The sequence below is a fragment of the Diaphorobacter sp. LR2014-1 genome, from assembly GCF_002916785.1.
Taxonomy (GTDB): Bacteria; Pseudomonadota; Gammaproteobacteria; order Burkholderiales; family Burkholderiaceae_C; genus Diaphorobacter; species Diaphorobacter nitroreducens.
On record NZ_MTBE01000023.1, the window covers coordinates 1 to 18,369 of the forward strand.

Annotated in this window: 17 protein-coding genes; 5 read left to right on the forward strand and 12 right to left on the reverse strand. The window is 69.0% G+C overall.

Features of this window, described 5'->3' with window-relative positions; genetic code table 11:
• From BV908_RS14920 to BV908_RS14935, 3 genes are all read left to right on the forward strand, one after another.
• A partial coding sequence (locus BV908_RS14920; RefSeq protein ID WP_103737516.1) for an IS5-like element ISDisp1 family transposase occupies nucleotides 1-919 on the forward strand: 919 nt, incomplete at its 5' end.
• A gap of 450 nt (nucleotides 920-1,369) precedes the next feature.
• Nucleotides 1,370-1,564 carry a DUF2905 domain-containing protein gene (locus tag BV908_RS14930; protein ID WP_011803958.1) on the forward strand — a complete coding sequence of 65 codons (195 nt, stop codon included), beginning with the start codon at nucleotides 1,370-1,372 and terminating at the stop codon, nucleotides 1,562-1,564.
• Between the two features lie 95 nt (nucleotides 1,565-1,659).
• Complete coding sequence (locus tag BV908_RS14935) at nucleotides 1,660-2,670, forward strand: ROK family protein (protein ID WP_103738527.1); 1,011 nt, start codon at nucleotides 1,660-1,662, stop codon at nucleotides 2,668-2,670.
• 74 nt (nucleotides 2,671-2,744) lie between these two features.
• Here BV908_RS14935 and otsA read toward each other — a convergent pair whose 3' ends face one another.
• The 3 genes from otsA to otsB are packed head-to-tail and all read right to left on the reverse strand — an operon-like array spanning nucleotide 2,745 to nucleotide 6,728.
• Nucleotides 2,745-4,163 carry an alpha,alpha-trehalose-phosphate synthase (UDP-forming) gene (gene otsA / locus BV908_RS14940; protein ID WP_103738528.1) on the reverse strand — a complete coding sequence of 473 codons (1,419 nt, stop codon included), beginning with the start codon at nucleotides 4,161-4,163 and terminating at the stop codon, nucleotides 2,745-2,747.
• Between the two features lie 16 nt (nucleotides 4,164-4,179).
• Nucleotides 4,180-6,000, reverse strand: coding sequence for a glycoside hydrolase family 15 protein (locus BV908_RS14945; protein ID WP_103738529.1), 1,821 nt, complete (start codon nucleotides 5,998-6,000; stop codon nucleotides 4,180-4,182).
• Nucleotides 5,997-6,728, reverse strand: a complete 732-nt coding sequence (gene otsB, locus BV908_RS14950) for a trehalose-phosphatase (protein ID WP_103738530.1) — start codon at nucleotides 6,726-6,728, stop codon at nucleotides 5,997-5,999. Before otsB ends, BV908_RS14945 begins: the two co-directional genes overlap by 4 nt.
• Nucleotides 6,729-6,854: 126 nt before the next feature.
• Here otsB and trxC point away from each other — a divergent pair, with 126 nt between their 5' ends.
• The gene (gene trxC, locus BV908_RS14955; protein WP_011803963.1) at nucleotides 6,855-7,292 is read left to right on the forward strand and encodes a thioredoxin TrxC; all 438 of its coding nucleotides are present in this window, start codon (nucleotides 6,855-6,857) and stop codon (nucleotides 7,290-7,292) included.
• Nucleotides 7,293-7,436: 144 nt separating this feature from the next.
• On the opposite strand, the gene BV908_RS14960 is transcribed toward trxC, so the two are convergent.
• The 4 genes from BV908_RS14960 to BV908_RS14975 form a co-directional block, all read right to left on the reverse strand.
• Nucleotides 7,437-8,714, reverse strand: a complete 1,278-nt coding sequence (locus BV908_RS14960) for a multifunctional CCA addition/repair protein (RefSeq protein WP_103738531.1) — start codon at nucleotides 8,712-8,714, stop codon at nucleotides 7,437-7,439.
• Nucleotides 8,715-9,022: 308 nt separating this feature from the next.
• Complete coding sequence (locus BV908_RS14965; protein WP_103738532.1) at nucleotides 9,023-9,790, reverse strand: metallophosphoesterase; 768 nt, start codon at nucleotides 9,788-9,790, stop codon at nucleotides 9,023-9,025.
• Nucleotides 9,791-9,807: 17 nt separating this feature from the next.
• On the reverse strand, nucleotides 9,808-10,494 hold the full coding sequence (locus BV908_RS14970) for a glutathione S-transferase family protein (RefSeq protein ID WP_103738533.1): 687 nt from the start codon (nucleotides 10,492-10,494) through the stop codon (nucleotides 9,808-9,810).
• A 129-nt stretch (nucleotides 10,495-10,623) separates the two neighbouring features.
• Entirely contained in the window at nucleotides 10,624-11,196 is a 573-nt protein-coding gene (locus BV908_RS14975) for a 5-formyltetrahydrofolate cyclo-ligase (protein WP_103738534.1), read from the reverse strand.
• 14 nt (nucleotides 11,197-11,210) lie between these two features.
• Here BV908_RS14975 and BV908_RS14980 point away from each other — a divergent pair, with 14 nt between their 5' ends.
• Complete coding sequence (locus tag BV908_RS14980; protein ID WP_103738535.1) at nucleotides 11,211-13,193, forward strand: lytic transglycosylase domain-containing protein; 1,983 nt, start codon at nucleotides 11,211-11,213, stop codon at nucleotides 13,191-13,193.
• 75 nt (nucleotides 13,194-13,268) lie between these two features.
• Here the strand turns inward: BV908_RS14980 and BV908_RS14985 are convergent, their stop codons facing one another.
• From BV908_RS14985 to BV908_RS15005, 5 genes are read right to left on the reverse strand one after another with little or no spacing between them, the layout of a single operon-like run.
• Nucleotides 13,269-13,841, reverse strand: a complete 573-nt coding sequence (locus tag BV908_RS14985) for a cytochrome b/b6 domain-containing protein (RefSeq protein ID WP_103738536.1) — start codon at nucleotides 13,839-13,841, stop codon at nucleotides 13,269-13,271.
• Nucleotides 13,822-14,091: a PepSY domain-containing protein gene (locus tag BV908_RS14990; protein ID WP_103738537.1), complete on the reverse strand. Its 270-nt coding sequence runs from the start codon at nucleotides 14,089-14,091 to the stop codon at nucleotides 13,822-13,824. The genes BV908_RS14985 and BV908_RS14990 overlap by 20 nt, the downstream gene beginning before the upstream one ends.
• Before the next feature lie 58 nt (nucleotides 14,092-14,149).
• A complete protein-coding gene (locus BV908_RS14995) occupies nucleotides 14,150-14,833 on the reverse strand; it encodes a Fe2+-dependent dioxygenase (protein ID WP_103738538.1) in 684 nt (227 codons plus the stop codon).
• A complete protein-coding gene (locus tag BV908_RS15000; protein ID WP_103738539.1) occupies nucleotides 14,827-15,924 on the reverse strand; it encodes an alpha-hydroxy acid oxidase in 1,098 nt (365 codons plus the stop codon). The genes BV908_RS14995 and BV908_RS15000 overlap by 7 nt, the downstream gene beginning before the upstream one ends.
• Nucleotides 15,925-15,976: 52 nt before the next feature.
• A complete protein-coding gene (locus BV908_RS15005; protein WP_011803973.1) occupies nucleotides 15,977-18,283 on the reverse strand; it encodes a TonB-dependent receptor in 2,307 nt (768 codons plus the stop codon).
• Nucleotides 18,284-18,369: the final 86 nt, after the last annotated feature.

Genomic DNA, 18,369 nt, shown 5'->3' on the forward strand with positions numbered 1-18,369 from the left:
GCCACCGGAGATGCTGCTCAAGGCCTTGCTGCTGCAGATCCTGTTCTCCATCCGCAGCGAGCGCCAGTTGGTCGAAGCGATCAACTACAACCTGCTGTACCGCTGGTTCGTGGGCCTGAACATCGAAGACAAGGTCTGGGACCACTCCACTTTCAGCGCCAACCGCGAACGTCTGTTCAACGAAGACCTCGCCCGCGCCTTCTTCGAGCGCGTCAAGCTCAGTGCCCAGTGGGGCAAGCTCGCCAGCGACGAGCACTTCAGCGTGGACGGCACGCTCATTGACGCCTGGGCCTCGCACAAGAGCTTCAAGCGCAAAGACGACGACAGCGGCACGCCGCCTGGGCGCAACCCCGAGGTGGACTTCAAGGGGCAGGAGCGCTGCAACGACACCCACGAGAGCACCACGGACGCCGATGCCCGGCTGTTCAAGAAGAGCCAGGGCGACAAATCCCGCCTGTGCCACATGGGGCACATCCTCATGGAGAACCGCAACGGGCTGATCGTGGATGTCGAGATCACCCACGCCAGCGGCACGGCCGAGCGCGAGGCGGCGCTGGCCATGTTGGAGCGTCGGGGCAACAGGAACAAACGGGCCACGGTCGGTGCCGACAAGGGCTACGACAGCAAGGCCTTCATCAAAGGCTGCAGAAAGCTCAAAGTCACGCCCCACGTGGCGGCCAAGGACAAACACTCGGCGGTGGATGCGCGAGTGACACGGCACGAGGGCTACAAGACCAGCCTGAAGGTGCGCAAGCGCATCGAAGAGGCCTTTGGCTGGATCAAGACCGTCGGTGGTCTGGCAAAGACCAAGCTGATCGGTCAGGCCAAGCTCACGGGCCAGGCGCTGCTGTGCTTTGCCACCTACAACCTTGTGCGAATGGGCAGCATCGGCGGCTGGTGGGACGCGCATCATGCGTGAGCCCAGGGATACGTGCGCCCGAAATGGGCGGGAGGGCCTGCAAACCGGCCAGATGGGCCGTTGCAATCGCTGCGCAGACGCGTCTGGGCAGCTCGTGTCTTCGCACTCAGCGTCCCTGATGCGTTCGAAAAGCACTTTTTCAACGGCCTGCTAGGGCCTGTGAACACTATGGAAGGGGATCGCATTGCCTCGCAAAGAAGGTGGATGCCAGGCGCTTGCGCGCCGCAAGGCTCGTGCCTTGCCAGCGCGGGCAACGCCGCAGACGGCCCCTTTGCGAGGCAACCCGAAGGGAAGCTCATGACAGCCCCCTCGGTGTTGCGTTCCTTGTGCGTGCGGGCGCACGCACTGCGTCACGCGCCTTGATGGGCAGGCTGTCATGAGCTTCGCGACTCCTTCCATCACAGGCCCTAGCGGCACGCCACGCGGGCTGCAGGCGCCTACACTCGGCCCATGCTGCGCTGGCTTCTCGTCGTCTTCCTCGCCCTGGTGCTCATCAACGGGCTCACCCCCTGGCTGCGCCGCCTGGGGCTGGGCCGGCTGCCGGGGGATTTTCAGTTCCGCCTCTTCGGGCGCGACTGGTTCATCCCGCTGGCCAGCACCGTGCTGCTGAGCTTCCTGCTCAGCCTAGCGGTCAAATGGTTGTGAGCCTTTTATGGCGCTAGCCCTTGCTGGACAAGCGCGGCAGCTATCAATTGAGATAAACGTTTTTGCCCTACAGCCGAGGCGGCCGCGGTTGCGCCATGATGGGCCCCATGCCGCAGCAACCTCCTACCTCCCAGTCGCCGGGCCTGCATGCCGGCGTGGACATTGGCGGCACCAAGGTGGCCGTGTGCCTGGCGGACCCTGCCAACGGCAGCGGGCCGCCGGTGTTGCTCACGCGCGTGGCGGAGCCCACCGCCAAGACCGGTGCGCCGGATGCGCTGGCCCAGCAGGTGCTGCGGCTGCTGGATGCCGCCTGCACGCAGCAGGGCATCAAGCGTTCGGACTTGGCGGGTGTGGGCGTGGCGTCCTGCGGGCCGTTCGTGCGGCATGCGGGCATGGTCGAAGTGGTCAACCCCAACATCTGCGGAGGGCTCGCCGGTGCGCCGCGCGGCCTGGGCAACGACTGGACCCGGGTGCCGCTGCAGGCGCCCTTGGCGCAGGCGCTGGGCGCAGACCGCGTGCATGTTGCCAACGATGCCGTCGCCGCGCTGCAGGCCGAGCGGCTGTGGGGAGCGCTGCGGGGGGAGGACGATTGCGCCTACGTGACCTGGAGCACCGGCATCGGCGTCGGCCTGTGCGTGGACGGCTGCGTGCTGCGCGGCAAGAACGGCAACGCGGGCCATGCCGGCCACAGCTACGTGGGCGACCCCGACGCGGGCAGCGACGTGGCGCTGTGCGGCTGCGGCAACCAGGGCGATGTGGAGTCGCTCGTCGCGGGCAGTGCGCTGCCGCGCCGACTGGGCCGGGAGGCGCCCGCGCTGATGGCGGCGGCGGACGCGGGTGACGCTGCCGCGCTGGCCGAAGTGCAGGCGCTGTGCGTGCTGATGGGACGGCTGCTGTACAACCTGGTGGCCACGTTGGACCTGCGGCGCATCAGCCTGGGCGGTGCCGTGTTCCTGCACCACCAGGCGCTGCTGCTGCCGCTGCTGCGTGCGCAGCTGGCGCGCTACTTCCCCGCGCTCACCGCCGGGGTAGAGCTGGTGCCTGCGGGGCTGGGCGCCCATGTGGGCGACTACGCGGCGTTGGCTCTGCTGCAGCAACCCGGTTGAACTCAGCGGTTGGCCTTGACCGGCTGGGGCGTGGCGGGGCCGCTGCGCGCAGGACGCGTGCACCCAGACAACCCTCAAGTGGCTGCCACGGCCCCTGCCGGCGCGGTGACCGGCGGTGCAGCCTCGTCGCGCAGCGCCTGCAGGAAGCTGTTGCGCCACCAGTGCACGTCCTGGCGCTGGATGCGTTCCATGAGCCGTTCATGGCGCCACTGGCGCTCGGACAGCGGCATGCGCAGCGCGGTCTGGATCGCGTCGGCCATGCCCTGGGTGTCGTAGGGGTTGACCAGCAAGGCCTCCTTGAGTTGCTCGGCCGCGCCGGCAAAGCGCGACAGCACCAGCACGCCCGGGTCCTCGGGCTCTTGCGCCACCACGTATTCCTTGGCCACCAGGTTCATGCCGTCGCGCAGCGGCGTGACCAGCCCCACGCGTGCCGCGCGGCACAGGCCGGGCACGCGCTTGCGGGCGACGGTGCGGTGGATGTAGCGCAGCGGCATCCAGTCCAGATCGCCATAGTCGCCGTTGATGGCGCCGCACAGGCCCTCCAGCTCCTGGCGCAGGTCGGCATAGGCGTGCACGTCGTCGCGCGAGGGCGAGGCGATCATCACCAGCGTGGCGCTGTGTTCGTTCTCGGGGTAGCGTTCCAGCAGCTGGCGGAAGGCGCGCACGCGGTGCGGGATGCCCTTGGAGTAGTCCAGCCGGTCAATGCCCAGCAGCAGCTGGCGGCGTGAATACTCCGCGCGCAGGGCTTCGCAGGTATGCACGGCGTCTGGTGCGCGGCCCAGGCGCTGGAACTCCTGCACATCGATGCCGATGGGGAAGGCCGCCACGCGCACGGTGGCGTTGAAGGCGCGCAGGCGCTGCCCGTCCAGCTCTTGCGCATGGGCTTCGTTGACCATGTAGCGTGTGAAGTGGACGACGTCGGCCTCGCTTTGCAGGCCCACCAGGTCGTAGGCAAAGAACGAACGCATCAGCCACTCGTGTTGCGGCAGCGCTGCGAGGATGAGCGGCGGGGGAACGGGCACATGCAGGAAAAATCCGATGCGCTGGCGGCAACCCAGCGCACGCAGCTCCGCCGCCAGCGGGACCAGGTGGTAGTCGTGCACCCAGATCACGTCGTCCTCGCGCAGCAGCGGCAGCAGCTTGCGCGCGAACATCTGGTTCACGCGGCGGTAGCCCTCGCTGTAATTGGCGCTGAAGTCGGCCAGGTCCAGCCGGTAGTGCAGCACCGGCCACAGCACGCTGTTGGCGTAGCCCTGGTAATAGGCCGCGTGGTCCGCCTGGCACAGGTCCACGGTGGCCAGGGTCACGTTGCCGGCCTGGTGTGTTTGCAGCGCACCTTCGCCGGGTGTGCCGTCCGGGGTGACGGTGCCGCTCCAGCCGAACCACAGGCCGCCCGTGCGTGCCAGCGCGTCGCCCAGGGCCACGGCCAGGCCACCGGCAGCGCTCTTGCGCGGGTCGGCCAGGCGGTTGGAGATGACGACGAGTCGGCTCATGCAGGAAGGCTCCAGGTCAGATCACGCTGTCCCAGGGGGCGGACAGCCGCATGGCGGCATTGATGATGCCCACCATGGAATAGGTTTGAGGGAAGTTGCCCCACATCTCGCCCGTGGCGGCGTGGGTGTCTTCGGACAGCAGGCCCAACGGGTTGCGCACGGCCAGCATGGCCTCGAAGATCTCCTGCGCCTGCTCGCGCCGGCCGGTGCGCGCCAGCGCGTCGATGCGCCAGAAGGTGCAGATGTTGAACGCGGTCTCGGGCTTGCCGAAATCGTCCGCGGCCTCGTAGCGGCGCATGAAGGGGCCGTCGCACAGCGTGTGTTCCATGGCGTCCAGCGTGCTCACGAAGCGCGGGTCGGTGGGGTGGATCAGACCCACCTCGGCCATCAGCAGCACGCTGGCGTCCAGTTCGCTGCCGCCAAAGCTCTCGGCAAACACCTGGCGCTGGGCGTGCCACGAGCGCTCGAGGATTTCGCCATGCATGCGCTGCGCATGCTGCTGCCAGTAATGGGCGCGCTCGGGCAGTTGGAGGGCGCGTGCGATCTTGGCCAGCCGGTCGCAGGCCGCCCAGCTCATGAGGGCTGACGAGGTGTGGATGCGCGCGCGCGTGCGCAGCTCCCACATGCCCGCGTCGGGCTTGCCGTACACCTGCACGGCCAGCTCGCCCACGCGCTCCAGGCGCTCGAACTCCGCGGCGCCGGCGGGGTGCAGCAGCCGCCGGTCGTGGAAGGACTGCGCCGCGCCCAGCACGATGTTGCCGTACACGTCGTGCTGGAAGTGCTCCGCCGCCTGGTTGCCCACGCGCACCGGGCCCATGCCGCGGTAGCCAGCCAAGTGGGGCAGGACGGATTCGGGCAGCTCGTGCTCCAGCCCGATGCCGTACAGCGGCTGAATGTGGCCGCTGCCGGTTTTGGCCACGATGTTGCCGAGCCAGCGCAGGTAGTCCTCCATGGTGCCCACTTCCGACAGGCTGTTGAGCGCGCGCACCACGAAGAACGCGTCGCGCAGCCAGCAGTAGCGGTAATCCCAGTTGCGGCCGCTGTGCGCCGATTCGGGGATGCTCGTGGTCATCGCCGCGACGATGGCGCCCGTGTCCTCGAACAGCGACATCTTCAGCGTGATGGCCGAGCGGATCACGGCCTCCTGCCACTGCAGCGGCAGATGCAGGCGCTGGGTCCAGTGCTTCCAGTACGACACGGTCTCTTGCTCATAGTGGCGTGCGGTGTCGCCAATGCCGCCGGAGAGCGTTTCGTCTGCACCGAGCAGGAAGTTGTATTCGCGCCCCGCTACAAAGGGCTCGCCCGAGAGCACGTACGCCACGGGCGCGTCGGTGTTCAGCCGCAGCGTGAAGTCGCCCCCCACGTAGCGGATGTGGTTGCTGCCGCGCGTGAGGGCGGGCAGGGCCATGCCCCAGTCGTAGCGCGGCTGTACCAGCACGCGGATGCGCGGGGCCCCGCGCACCGGTCGCACGCGGCGCACCAGCATCACGGGGCGAAAGGCGCGAGAACGTGCGAAGAAGCGCGGGCAGAAGTCGGTCACCTCCAGGCAATTGCCATGCGCGTCGGTCAGGTGCGTGCGCAGCACGGCGGTATTGGGCTCGTACCACTGCTCGCTGCGGGCGAAGTCCTCCAGCTCGATGGCGAAGCGGCTGCCATCGGGGCCGGGCTGGACCAGCGCATTGAACACCGGGTCGCCGTCAAAGCGTGGCATGCAGCTCCAGACGATGCAGGCGCGCGCATCCACCAGCGCGCTGATGGTGCAATTGCCGATCATTCCCAGCGCCAGTGACGGTGCGGCCATGGCGGTGGCGCCCACGTGAGGTGCTTTGCTCGTCATGTGATCTCCTCGCCCACGGCGTGCTGCAGCCATTGGCGTACGGCAGCAGGTGTGGCCAGCCGCGCGTGGGCGCGCGTCGCGCCTTCGCCCACCTTGATGCCCAGGCCCCCCAGCGACTGCGCGGCGGCAAAGCCGGCTTCGTCCGTCACGTCGTCACCCACGAACAGCGGCGCGCGCCCGGCGAAGGGAGCCAGGCGCATGAAGTCCGTGATCGCGCGGCCCTTGTCCGGCCCCACGGGCTTGACCTCGTACACGAACTTGCCGTGCAGCAACTCGGCCCCCGGCACCTCGCGCAGCGCCTGTGTGATCGCCTGCAGGCACAGCGCCTGCAGTTGCGGCGCCTGTCGGTAGTGCAGCGCCAGGCCGGCGCTCTTGGCCTCCAGCAGCAGCTCGGGGTGCTGCGCCATCAGCGGGCGCAGCGCGGCCAGCAGCGGCTGCAGTGGCAGCACCGGCAGGCCGCCGCTGCGCCCGTTGCCCAGGCGGTAATGCGCGCCATGCTCGCAGGCCACGGGTAGGCGCAACGGGTCCAAAAAATGGTCGATATCGGCCATGGTGCGGCCGGTGACGATGGCCAGCGCCCCCTCCAGCCGCACATGCAGTGCTTGCAGGCAGTCCACCACGCCGGGCGGCAGCTGCACGGCATGCGGCTGTGCGGCAATGTCGGCCAGCGTGCCGTCGAAGTCGAGGAACAGGGCGTGGCGGGAAGTCGGCAGAGGCGGCGTGGGCATCGCCCGCAACCTTAACCCTGCACGCGCGCGGCCACTGTAGGCCGGCTACCCGCAGGGCCGTAGGCATTGAAAACCTGGCCCCTTACCCGCAATTGCCTGGTTTCGCCAACCCCCGCGAGGTCCTCCATGAGCTCCCCCGAAGCACTGCATGTCGTCTGCCCCCACTGCCACACCACCAACCGCGTGCAGGCCGCGCAACTGGGCAGTGCGCCCGACTGCGGCAGCTGCCATCGGCCACTGTTCACGGGCGAACCGCTGGCGCTGGATGCGGCCAGCTTCGACCGGCATGTGGCGCGCAGCCACCTGCCGGTGGTGGTGGACTTCTGGGCGCCGTGGTGCGGCCCCTGCCGCCAGATGGCGCCAGCCTTCGCACAGGCTGCGCGCGAGTTGGAGCCGCGCATGCGGCTGGCCAAGCTGGATACCGAGGCGCACCCCGCGATCGCGGCGCGCTACGGCATCCGCAGCATCCCGACGATGATCCTGTTTCGCGGCGGACAGGAGGCAGCGCGCATCTCCGGCGCGCTGGGCGCGGCCGATATCGCGCGCTGGGTGCAGTCGGTGTAAGGCGCTGCGGAACCAACCCTCGTGTGGCGCTCGCCCCTGTTGTGGGGCCGCGGCGCTAACGATTCGCCATACGAATGGCTGTTGCTGCGTACCCGCAGCCAATCCTCACCGGGAATCCTCACCGGGGCCAGGCACCACAGGTGCTCAGCCAGCGTTGCCCCGAGGTTCTGGGGCAGGCTGCGCGGTGGCGTGAAGCCAGTCGGCCACGGCCTGTACGCGGGCGGCGTGAATCATCTCGCCCACCTTGGGGCCGCTCAGGCCCAGTTGCGCAGCGTGCGCAGCCACGCTGCTGGTGGTGACCGACTGCACGGCCGCGAGCGCGGCGTTGATGCGCGCGCGCTGCGGGTAGGGCCGATCGGCAAAACCCAGGCGTCCGCGCGCATCGCATTCACAGGCCAGCAGGATCTCGTCCAGCCGCGCGGGTTTGCGGATGGCGTCGCAGCGCTCCAGCAGGCGCACCAGCGCGGCAGCGCCCAGGTCGCCGCTGCGGTGGATGTTGCCGTGCTCGCGCGCCACCACGTCGGCCAGTTCGCGGCATTCCACCGGCACGCGCAAGCGTTCGCACACGGCCTTGAGCAGCCGCGCGCTGCGCTGCTCATGGCCGATATGGCGCGGCAGCACGTCGTGCGGCGTGGTGCCTTTTCCCAAGTCGTGCGTGAGGCAGGCGAAGCGCACGGCGAGCGGGGCCTGCAAATGGGCTGCCATGTCCAGCACCATCATCAGGTGCACGCCGGTGTCCACTTCGGGGTGGTATTCGGGGCGCTGGGGTACGCCCCACAGGCGCTCGACCTCGGGGAGCACCACGGCCAGCGCGCCGCAGTCGCGCAGCACGTCGAACATGCGCGAGGGCTGCGGCTCCATGAGCCCGCGCGCCAGCTCCTGCCACACGCGCTCGGGCACCAGGTGGTCGGCCTCGCCGTCGTGCACCATCTCGCGCATGAGCTGCATCGTCTCGGGCGCCACGGTGAAGTCGGTGAAACGCGCCGCAAAGCGCGCCACGCGCAGGATGCGCACCGGGTCCTCGCGGAAGGAGTCGGTCACATGGCGCAGTACCCGCGCCTGCAGGTCGCGCGCGCCGCCATAAGGGTCAAACAGGTCTCCAGCGCCCGTCCAGTCAGCGCTGGCAGCTATTGCATTGATAGTAAGGTCGCGCCGTGACAGGTCTTCTTCCAGTGTCACGTCGGGCGACGTCTGCACCACGAAGCCGCGGTAGCCGCGCCCGCTCTTGCGCTCGGTGCGCGCCAGCGCGTATTCCTCGCGCGTCTCGGGGTGGAGGAAGACGGGGAAGTCGCGCCCCACGGGCAGGTAGCCGCGTGCCACCATGTCGTCGGGCGTGGCGCCGACGACGACCCAGTCGTGGTCATTGACGGGGCGGCCCAACAGCCGGTCGCGCACGGCGCCGCCCACCATGTAAATCTGCATGGGGGCAGTGTATTCAACCTGGAATCGGTCGCTGTCCGCACGTCATCGCCAGGACTGCCGCCCCGCTGGACGAGGCAGGGCGCAGGTGGCAGTAGCCGAAGCATTCTTCGCTGCGCAGATCGTCCTCGTCGATGCCGGCGTCGTCCGCCGCGCGCAGCGTGCGACCACGGCCGGTTTGCAGGCGCAACCCGCAGGCTTGTCCAGGTGAAAAGCCATGGCGCCGCTCGGCCAGCGGGACGCGGGCACGCAGGTGGGTGGGTGTCGTCGGCCGTGGTGCAGGCCTTTCGGCGCGTTGGCCTGACTGGTGGTTACGCCACCTCTACAACCAGGTGGGGGTTGAACCGCGCGTTCTCCACCTGCCCATCCTTGGCATAGCCGCGCGGGTTGCACAGCACGCGTGTGCCGTGCAGCCGGTAGTCGAAGCTGTCGTGCGTGTGCCCATGCACCCACAGCCGCGCGCCGCTGCCCTCGACCAGGGCCTGTGCGTCGGACACGAAGGCGGCGTTGATGGGCGAACCCGCAAAGCGCGGGTGGATGCTGTGTGGCGAAGGCGCGTGGTGGGTGACGACCACGGTGGGGCCGGCAAAGGGCTGGGCGAGTTCGCGCGCCAGCCAGCGTGCGTTGGCGTCGAACAGGTCGGCCGCGTGCTGGGGCGTGAAGAGCGCCCCGCCGTCTGCGCCACCCGCGCGTATGCGGCTGAAGTCGCGCATGAACTGCTGGGCCTGGGCCATGGCCTCGGTGCGGGCGGCGCCATCGCCGGCCACGCGGAAGTCGCTCCACAGGGTGCTGCCGATGAAGCGCACGCCCTGCAGCACCAGGCTGCGGTTGTCCAGCAGGTGCACGGGACTGCCCTCGCACAGACGGCGCAGCTCTTGCACGGTGTCCTGCAGGCTGGAGCCGTAGAACTCGTGGTTGCCCGGCACGTACAGCACCGGCTTGGCGAAGCCCTGCGCCCAGGCCACGGCGGCCGCGGGGCGGGCAATGTCGCCCGCGAGGATCACCACATCCGCGTCGGTGCGCGGGTGCTCCATGCCCTGCACGCCCAGGTGCAGGTCGGACAGGATGTGCAGTTTCATGGCAACGCGCCGGCGGGCTAGCCGCGCCGCGCGCGGTAGGGCTCGTCGAACGGCACGAAGTCCTGCTCGGCCAGTGCGCCGTCGATCCAGGCCTTCACGCCCGGCAACTGCTGCACGCGCTGCACATAGGCGGTGATGTGTTCAGGCACGGGCAGGGCAAAGGTGGCCAGACGCATGCACACCGGCGCATAGAACGCGTCGGCAATGCTGAACTGGCCGAACAGCATGGGGCCGCCGTGCTGGTCCAGCAGCTCGCTCCACATGTCGATCAGGCGCTGCACGTCGGCGCGCACGGCGGGCTGGTCGCGCCACACGATCTCGCCCACTTCGGGCAGGCGGGCCTCGATGTTCATGCCGCAGTGGCTGCGCAGCGCGCCGAAGCCACTGTGCATCTCGGCCACCACGCTGCGGGCGCGGGCGCGCGCGGCCTTGTCCTGGGGCCACAGGTGCTTGTCGGGGTACTGCTCGGCCAGGTATTCGGCGATGGCCAGGCTGTCCCAGACGGTGATGTCCCCATCCACCAGCACGGGCACCTTGGCCACGGGGGTGACGGCCTTGAGCTGGCGCTTGAACTGCGAATTGGCATCGAAGCTGTCAAAGCGCACGGGCACTTCCTCGAACGCGATGCCGGCCTGGCGCAGCAGCACCCAGGGGCGCATCGACCAGGAGGAATAGTTCTTGTTGCCGATGTAGAGCTGGAGCATGGAGGGGTTCCTTGATGCTGTGGTGCTACGTTAAAAAGAGCTGCTCGCGCCCGTAATCACAGGGTTTGAGCTCGTTATTTGCTTGAAAGCACCGGATGCCAAGCGCAAGCCGCTCTTGTTTTTGAAGCGTCAAACCGGCCAGACCACGCCGTTGTCGTTGAGTATGGCGTCCAGCGGCAGATCGTGTGCCTCGGGCTCGAAGTCGTCCAGGTAGCCGTGGGTGAACCCCAGGCCCACGGTGGCGGGGCGGGGCTGCAGCGCAGCCAGCGTGCGGTCGTAGAAGCCCCCGCCGTAGCCCAGGCGGTAGCCGCCCGGGCCGTAGCCCACGCAGGGCACGAACAGCAGCGTGGGGTGGATGAGCTCGGTGTCCTTGGGCTTGGGGATGCCGTAGGCGTCTTCCTCCATGGGGCAGCCGGGATACCAGGCGTGGAAGGTGAGCGTCTTGTGCACCTTGTCCACCACGGGCAGGCCGATGCGGCGCAGCTGGGGCTCGTCCAGCAACTCGCCATCTTCCTTCCAGCGGTGCAGCGCGGGCAGCGGATCGAACTCACCCTTGATCGGCCAGTAGGCGCCGATGATGGTGTCCGGGCGGTCCACCAGCCAGATGCGCATCACGCGTTGCAACTGGTCGGCGCGCTGCAGGCGGTCCGGCAGATTCAGGCGCTGTTCTACCAATGCGCGGCGCAGGGCTGCTTTGTCCATCACATAATCCCCCAATGCTTTGGATGAAGATTCTGACACCGCTGATCGCCGGCGCTGCCCTGGCCACCGCCGCGCCGTGGGCCGGGGCGCAAAACCGCGGCGATGACACCGTCCTGGAGATGCAAAAGGCCTTCCGCAAGGGCGACAAGCAGCGGCTTGCCGCGCTGCTGCCGGGCGCGCGCGGCCATGCCCTGGAGCCCTGGGCCGCGTACTGGGAACTGCGTGCGCGGCTGGAGGAGGCCCAGCCCTCCGAAGTGACCGCCTTCCTGCAGCGCTGGGCGGGCACCTACCAGGAAGACCGTCTGCGCAACGACTGGCTGCTGCTGCTGGGCCAACGCCGCGACTGGGACCAGTTCGCAGAATTTCACCCGCAGTTCCGCATGGGCGATGACCGCGAGGTGCATTGCTACGCGCTCGCGATCGAGCAGATCAAGGGCACGGCCGCCGAGAGTGCCGGCGCTGAGATGCTGCGCCACTGGTATGCGCTGCGCGAGCTGGACGACGGCTGCTCCAGTGCCGCCGCCGAGATGCTGGCCGCCAAGAAAATCAAGCCCCTGGACGTGTGGCGCAAGGCGCGTCTGGGCGCAGAGGCCAACCGCCTGCGCGTGGTGCGCAAGGCGGTGGAAATCGTCGCGCCCGATGCGCTGCCGCAACTGCGCGAGGCGCTGGATTCGCCCACCAAGTACCTCACGGGCCGCGCCACGGCGCGTGGCAAGGAGCGTCAGGAACTGGTGGTGCTGGCGCTGACCCGCATGGCCATGAGCGATGTCGCCAACGCCGCCAGCCTGCTGGACAGCAAATGGGGGCCGCACCTGTCGGCCGAGGAGCGCAACTGGCTCTGGGGCCTGATCGGCAAGCAGGCCGCCACGGCGCTGTCGCCCGATGCGCTAAGCTACTACGCCAACGTGGGCCGCGACGCCGACCTGACCGACGACATGCTGGCATGGCGCACGCGCGCCGCGCTGCGGGCCGGGCAATGGAAGCTGGTGGGCCGCAGCATCGATGCCATGAGCCCCGCGGCGCGCCAGGAAAGCGTCTGGACGTACTGGAAGGCGCGCGCCCTCATGGCCAACCGCCCCGGCGACGAGGATCGCGCGGCCGCGCGCCAGCTGTATGCGCGCATCGCCGGCACCACGGGTTTTTATGAACAGCTGGCGCTGGAGGAGCTGGGCGAGCGCGTCACGCCGCCCCCGGCGCCCGCACCGCTGACCGAGGAAGAAAAAGCCACCGCGCGCGCCAACCCCGGCCTGAACCGTGCGCTGTACGCCATCCTGATGGGCCTGCGCAGCGAAGGCGTGCGCGAGTGGAACTACACCACCAACCTGCACACCCCTGGCGGCATGGGCGAGCGCGAGCTGCTGGCGGCGGCCGACTTCGCCTGCCAGCGCGAGGTGTGGGACCGCTGCATCAACACCAGCGAGCGCACCAAGGGCGTGATCGACGCGGCGCAGCGCTTTCCGATGCCGTTCCGCTCCGCCGTGGTGGAGCGCGCGCGGGGCATCGGGCTGGACCCGGCCTATGTCTATGGCCTGATCCGCCAGGAAAGCCGCTTCATCATGGATGCCCGCTCGGGCGTGGGCGCGTCGGGCCTGATGCAGGTGATGCCCGCCACCGCGCGCTGGACGGCGCGCAAGATCGGCCTGGAGGGCTTCTCCCCCCAGCAGCTCTACGACCGCGACACCAACATCACCATCGGCACCGCCTATCTGAAGCTGGCGCTGGACGACTTCGACGGTTCCATGCCCCTGGCGGCGGCAGCCTACAACGCCGGTCCGGGCCGCCCGCGCAACTGGCGCAACGGCCCGGTGCTGGACGCGGCCATCTGGGCCGAGAACGTGCCCTTCAGCGAGACGCGCGACTATGTGAAGAAGGTGCTGGCCAACACGGTGAACTACGCCGCCATCCTCACCGGCCAGCCGCAATCGCTCAAGAGCCGGCTGGGCACGGTGGGCCCGCGCGACGCGCGCGCGCCGGAGCCGAACAAGGATTTGCCTTGAATCTGCCTTGAGGGCCTGCTGCGCTATATAAAAAGGAGCTTTCAGCGCTTGCAGAGTAAGCGCTGGAGCCATTTTTCATGCCACATCGTCACCCCGCGGCGGCGCCTTGCGGCCGGTGACCATGGCGCGCACCAGGTTCTCGCGGTGCTGCAGGCAGGTCCATAGCACACCGCCCACATGCAGGGCCACGCAGGCCAGCAGGGCCCAGCCCAGGGACTGGTGCAGGTGGGCCAGCCAGCCATAGCCCCAGAACCGGTCGGTGGTGTAGAGCCAGCCGGTGAAGCCCAGCAACGCCATGATCGCCAGCAGTGCCAGCACCATCCAGGCGCCCAGCGGGTTGTGGCCGAGGTAGCGCGGCGCATGGCCCGCCAGCGCCAGGCGCGCATAGGCCAGCGTGGCCGCCGGCGTGCGCACGAACTGGGCGAAGCGCGCATAGCGGCTGCCGCCGAATCCCCACGCCACGCGCGCGGCCAGCAGGGCCAGGGCCACGTAGCCCACGCGCTCGTGCAGCGGACCGGTGTCGTCGCTGCTCCACCAGGCCACGGCCACGCACGCGGCCAGGCCCCAGTGCAGCAGGCGCACGGGCCGGTCCCACACGCGCAGCGGTGCGCCGGCGGCGCGCGCACCGTCAGTCTTGAACGCGCTCAAGCGTCTTGGGGTCGAAGAAGGCTTCCACGCGCTTGCCCTGCGGGTCTTTGCCGTAGACCTCGTAGCAGGTCTCGGTCTTTTCCATGCGGCGCACGGTCCAGCCTTCCTTCAGCAGCTTCTGCTCCAGCTCGGTGTGCGGTCGCCATTCGGCGGGGGGATGCTCGGGGCAGGTGACCTTGCCGTGGGCGAAGGCGCTGCTGGCCGAGACGGCGAGCGCCAGGGCGGCGATGTGCGAGATCCAGGATGTCATGCGGGGCTCTCTTTCTTGCCGGGAAGGAATGGGTTGCGGTGATCGTTCGCCGGTGTGCTCAGGGCCTGGCCCAGCGGCGCAGCAGGTTGTGGTACACGCCCGTGAGCTGTACCAGGCGCGGGTCGTCGGGCGCCACCAGCGGCGTGAGTTGCTGGATGGACTGGTCCAGGTCGAACAGCAGCGTGCGCTCGCCCTCGTCCTGCACCAGGCTCTCGATCCAGAAGAACGATGCCACGCGCGCCCCGCGCGTGACGGGCGTGACGCGGTGCAGGCTGCTGGAGGGGTACAGCACCATGTCGCCGGCGGCCAGCTTCACGGCCTGCACGCCGAAGGGGCCCTCCACCTCCAGCTCGCCGCCGTCGTATTCCTCGGGCTCGGCCAGGAACAGCGTGGCCGACAGGTCGGTGCGCATCTGCTGGTGGCTGCCGGGCAGGAACATGAGCGCGCTGTCCACGTGCGCGCCGTAGGTGCCGCCGTCGGCGTAGCGGTTGAACTTCGGCGGGTAGATGGTGCGCGGCAGCGCGGCGCTGATGAACAGCGGCGTGCTGCTCAGCCGGCGCAGGATGTGCTGGCCCAGGCGCTGGCAGAGTTCGCTGCCGTCGGTGATCTGCTGGTTGCGCTTGACGCTCTTGGCCAGCGTGCCGGCGGTGGCGGCGCCGTCGTCCCAGGCGGCGGCGTCCAGTTGGGCGCGAAAGTCGCGCACCTCCGTTTTGGAGAGGACCTGGTCGATGGAGATCAGCATGGTGGTTGCGGTGTGAGGCAATTGGGGGTGATGTCGCACAGCTGGGCACAGCCGGCCTGAGCCATGCAGGCGTGCAGCTCCTCGGTCAGCAGCTGCAGCATGTGGGCCACGCCCAGCGCACCCGCCACGGCCAGGGCGTACATCTGCAGGCGGCCGATGAGCACGGCGTCGGCCCCCAGGGCCAGGGCCTTGAAGGCGTCGGCGCCGCTGCGCACGCCGCCGTCCAGCAGCACGGGGTAGCCCTCGCCCACGGCGGCGCGCACGGCGGGCAGGCGATGCAGGGACGCGGGCGCGCCGTCCAGGCTGCGCCCGCCGTGGTTGGAGACGATGAGGCCGGCCGCGCCCGCCGCCTGCAGCGCGCGGGCGTCGTCGGGGTGCATGACGCCCTTGATCCATACGGGCAGGCGGGTCTCGCCCAGCAGCCAGCGCAGGTCGTCCCAGGTAGGGGCGTGGCGCATGGCGCCCTGGAAGATGCGGCTGTCGTCCGCGCCCAGTACGGGCGGCGCGGGCGGTGGGTAGGCCGCCAGGTTGGCGGGCGTGCAGTCGGCGGGCATCACAAAACCCGCCTGCAGCGCGCTGCGGCTGGCCAGCTGGATGCTGGCGTCCAGCGTGAGCACGATGGCGCGGTAGCCCGCGGCCTCGGCGCGGCGCAGCAGGGCGAGCGTGTGTTCTCGCTCGGGCTGCAGGTACAGCTGGAACCAGCGCGCGGGGCCGGCGGCACCCGCGATCGTCTCCAGCGTGCACGACGACAGCGTGCTGGCCACCAGGCAGGTGCCCGTGGCCTGGGCGGCGCGGGCGGTGGCGACTTCTGCCTCGGAGTGGGCCAGGCGCTGGTGCGCCACCGGGGCCAGCAGCAGCGGGTGGGGCAGGTCCAGCCCACCCAGCGTGAGCCGCGTGTGGCCGCCGCGCACGTCGCGCAGCAGGCGCGGCACGATGGCCCAGGCGGCGAAGGCGGCGCGGTTGGCGGCCACCGTGCGGTCCCAGCCGCAGCCGCCGGCCACATAGGCAAGACGGCCCGCGTCCATGTGCTGGGGCGCGAGCCGTTCGTAATCGATGGCGTTCCAGACGCCTGCGGGAATATGTGGTGTCATCAAATTTGATAGCTGCTAGCGCTTGTCCATCAGGCGCTAGCAGCCTATTTGATTACAAGTCCAGGTTCAACGTCAGGCGCACTGCGCGGCCGTCGCCCTTGTACAGGAAGGCGCCCGAGCGGTACACGGCGGTGTAGTAGTCCTTGTCGGTCACGTTCAGCACGTTCAGGCGCAGGTCGGCGTGCTTGTTGATGCGGTAGGACGCGAACAGGTCGTACACGCTGAACGAGGGCACTGGCTGCGAGCACATGCCGTTGGTGTAGCCGGCACCGGTGTCGGGCTGGCCGCCGCAGCGGCTGCTCTCGTAGCGCGCCACGGCGCCGAAGGAGAAGTCGCGCGTGAGCTGGTACTTGCCCTGTACGGTGAAGGAGCGGTCGGCGAAGTTGGACAGCGGGTTGCCCACGTTGGACGCCACGGCCGAGCGCAGCACCTTGGATTTCATGATCGCCGCTCCGGCTTGCAGCTGGAAGTTCTTGGTGAGATTGCCGGCCAGGCCTAGTTCGATGCCGCGCACGCGGTTCTTGCCGGTATTGAAGGTGCCTTCAGTGTCGTAGTTGGCGCCCTCCATCACGTCGTCCTTGGTGGTCTGGAACACGGCGGCGGTGGCCAGCAGCTTGTCGTCCAGCAGGTTCCACTTGGTGCCCAGCTCGATGTTCTGCGAGGTCTCGGGCTTGGCGCCGGCGGCGCTGCCGTTGTGGATCACCAGGCCGCCGTAGCCGCTGCTCGTGCCGGTGTCGGGTTCGCCGCCGTTGATGTCCTGCGCCGTGCCGTAGCTTGCATAGACCATACCCATGGGGTTGATCTTGTAGCTCACACCCAGGTGGCCGTTGAGCAGTGTGTCGTTGAAGCCGTAGTTGCCCGTGATCGCGCCCGTCTGGTTGTTGCGGGTGTCCAGCGACAGGTCGTAGTGGTCGGCGCGCAGGCCGCCGAACACGGTCCACTGGTCGGTCAGGTCCACCGTGTCCATGGCCGACAGCGCGAAGGTCTTCACGCGCCAGTCGCGTGTCCAACTGCGGCGTTCGTAGCTGCGGCCGGCCAAGTCGCCCAGGTTGCTCACGGGGTTGCCGTTCAGATCAGTGATGCACCAGCCGGCCTGCGGGCCGTTGCGGCCCGAAACGCGGCAGTTGGTGGCGCCGGTGTTGGTCACGCCGTAGTTGCCGGACTTCACCTTGTGGTCGGTGTATTCGAAGCCGAAGATGAATTCATGCTTGAGGCTGCCGATCTGCTTGTCCCAGCGCAGGTTGCTCTGGTGCGCGAAATATTTCACGTCCTGCCAGCCGGTGTGGCCGCCGTCCAGCACGCCGGCCGTGCCGATCGGGTTGTTGGCCGCGTCCAGCACCGTGCCGTTGGAGGCTCCCGTGGTGGCGTAGCGGTTGTCCGACTGGCCGTAGCGCGTCAGGCTGGTGAGTTTGAGGTCGGGCGCAAAGCGGTAGGCGATGCGCGCGGTGACCGTGTCCACGTCGGAATTCAGGAAGTCGCTGTTCTGCGCATAGACCGGCACACCCGTGGCGGGGCGGCGGTTGGGCACCGTGCCCACGAGGTAGCCGCCCAGGTCGGGATGCTTGTCCTTGGCGCGCAGGCCGTAGTAGTCCAGCGTGACGGACAGGTCTTGGTTCAGCTCCCACAGGCCCGACAGGGCCAGGCCGTCGCGGCGGCGCTGCGAGGGGCTGCGGCCCGGCACGTCCTCGCCCGAGGTCAGAGCGTTGGCGCGCAGGGCGAACTTGTCGGTGAAGCCCTTGTTCATGTCCAGCGTCACGCGGTGGTGGCTGTCGGTGCCCACGCCGGCGGACACGCGGGTGAAGTCATAGTCCAGCGTGGCCTGCTTGGTCACGGCGTTCACCGCGCCGCCCGCCGAGCCGCGGCCCGCGAAGCTGGAGTTGGGGCCCTTGGTGACCTCCACCTGCTCGATGGCGAAGCTCTCGCGCGTGGTCATGCCGGGGTCGCGCAGGCCGTCCACGAACACGTCCGAGCGCGCCTCCTGGCCGCGGATGATGTAGCGGTCGCCAAAGGCGTTGCCGTTTTCGCCCGTGCCCAGGGTGATGCCGGGCTGCGCGGCCAGGATCTGCTTGAGGTCGGTGGCGCCGGAGTCGCGGATGGCCTCGCCGGTGACCACTTGGATGGTCTGCGGCGTCTCGGCCAGCGGGCGGGTGTGGCGCGTGTCGGCGGAGGTCTTGGCCTTGTAGGGCGCGCCGACCTCGGCGTTGGGGTTGGGATCGATGGCCTGCTCCTGCACCGTCACCGTGGGCAGGGTGGTGACGGGGGCGGGCGTGGGCTGCACCTGGGCGATGGCGCTCAGCGGCAGCAGGGCTGCGGCCATGCGCAGGCTCTTGGGCTTCTTGAGAGGGGAGGAGGAGGGCATTGCTGGAAACGAGAGGTTGGAATTATTCGCTAGGGATTATTGTTGCGAATCAATCTCGTTTGCGTCAATAAGTGCAAAAATGCCTC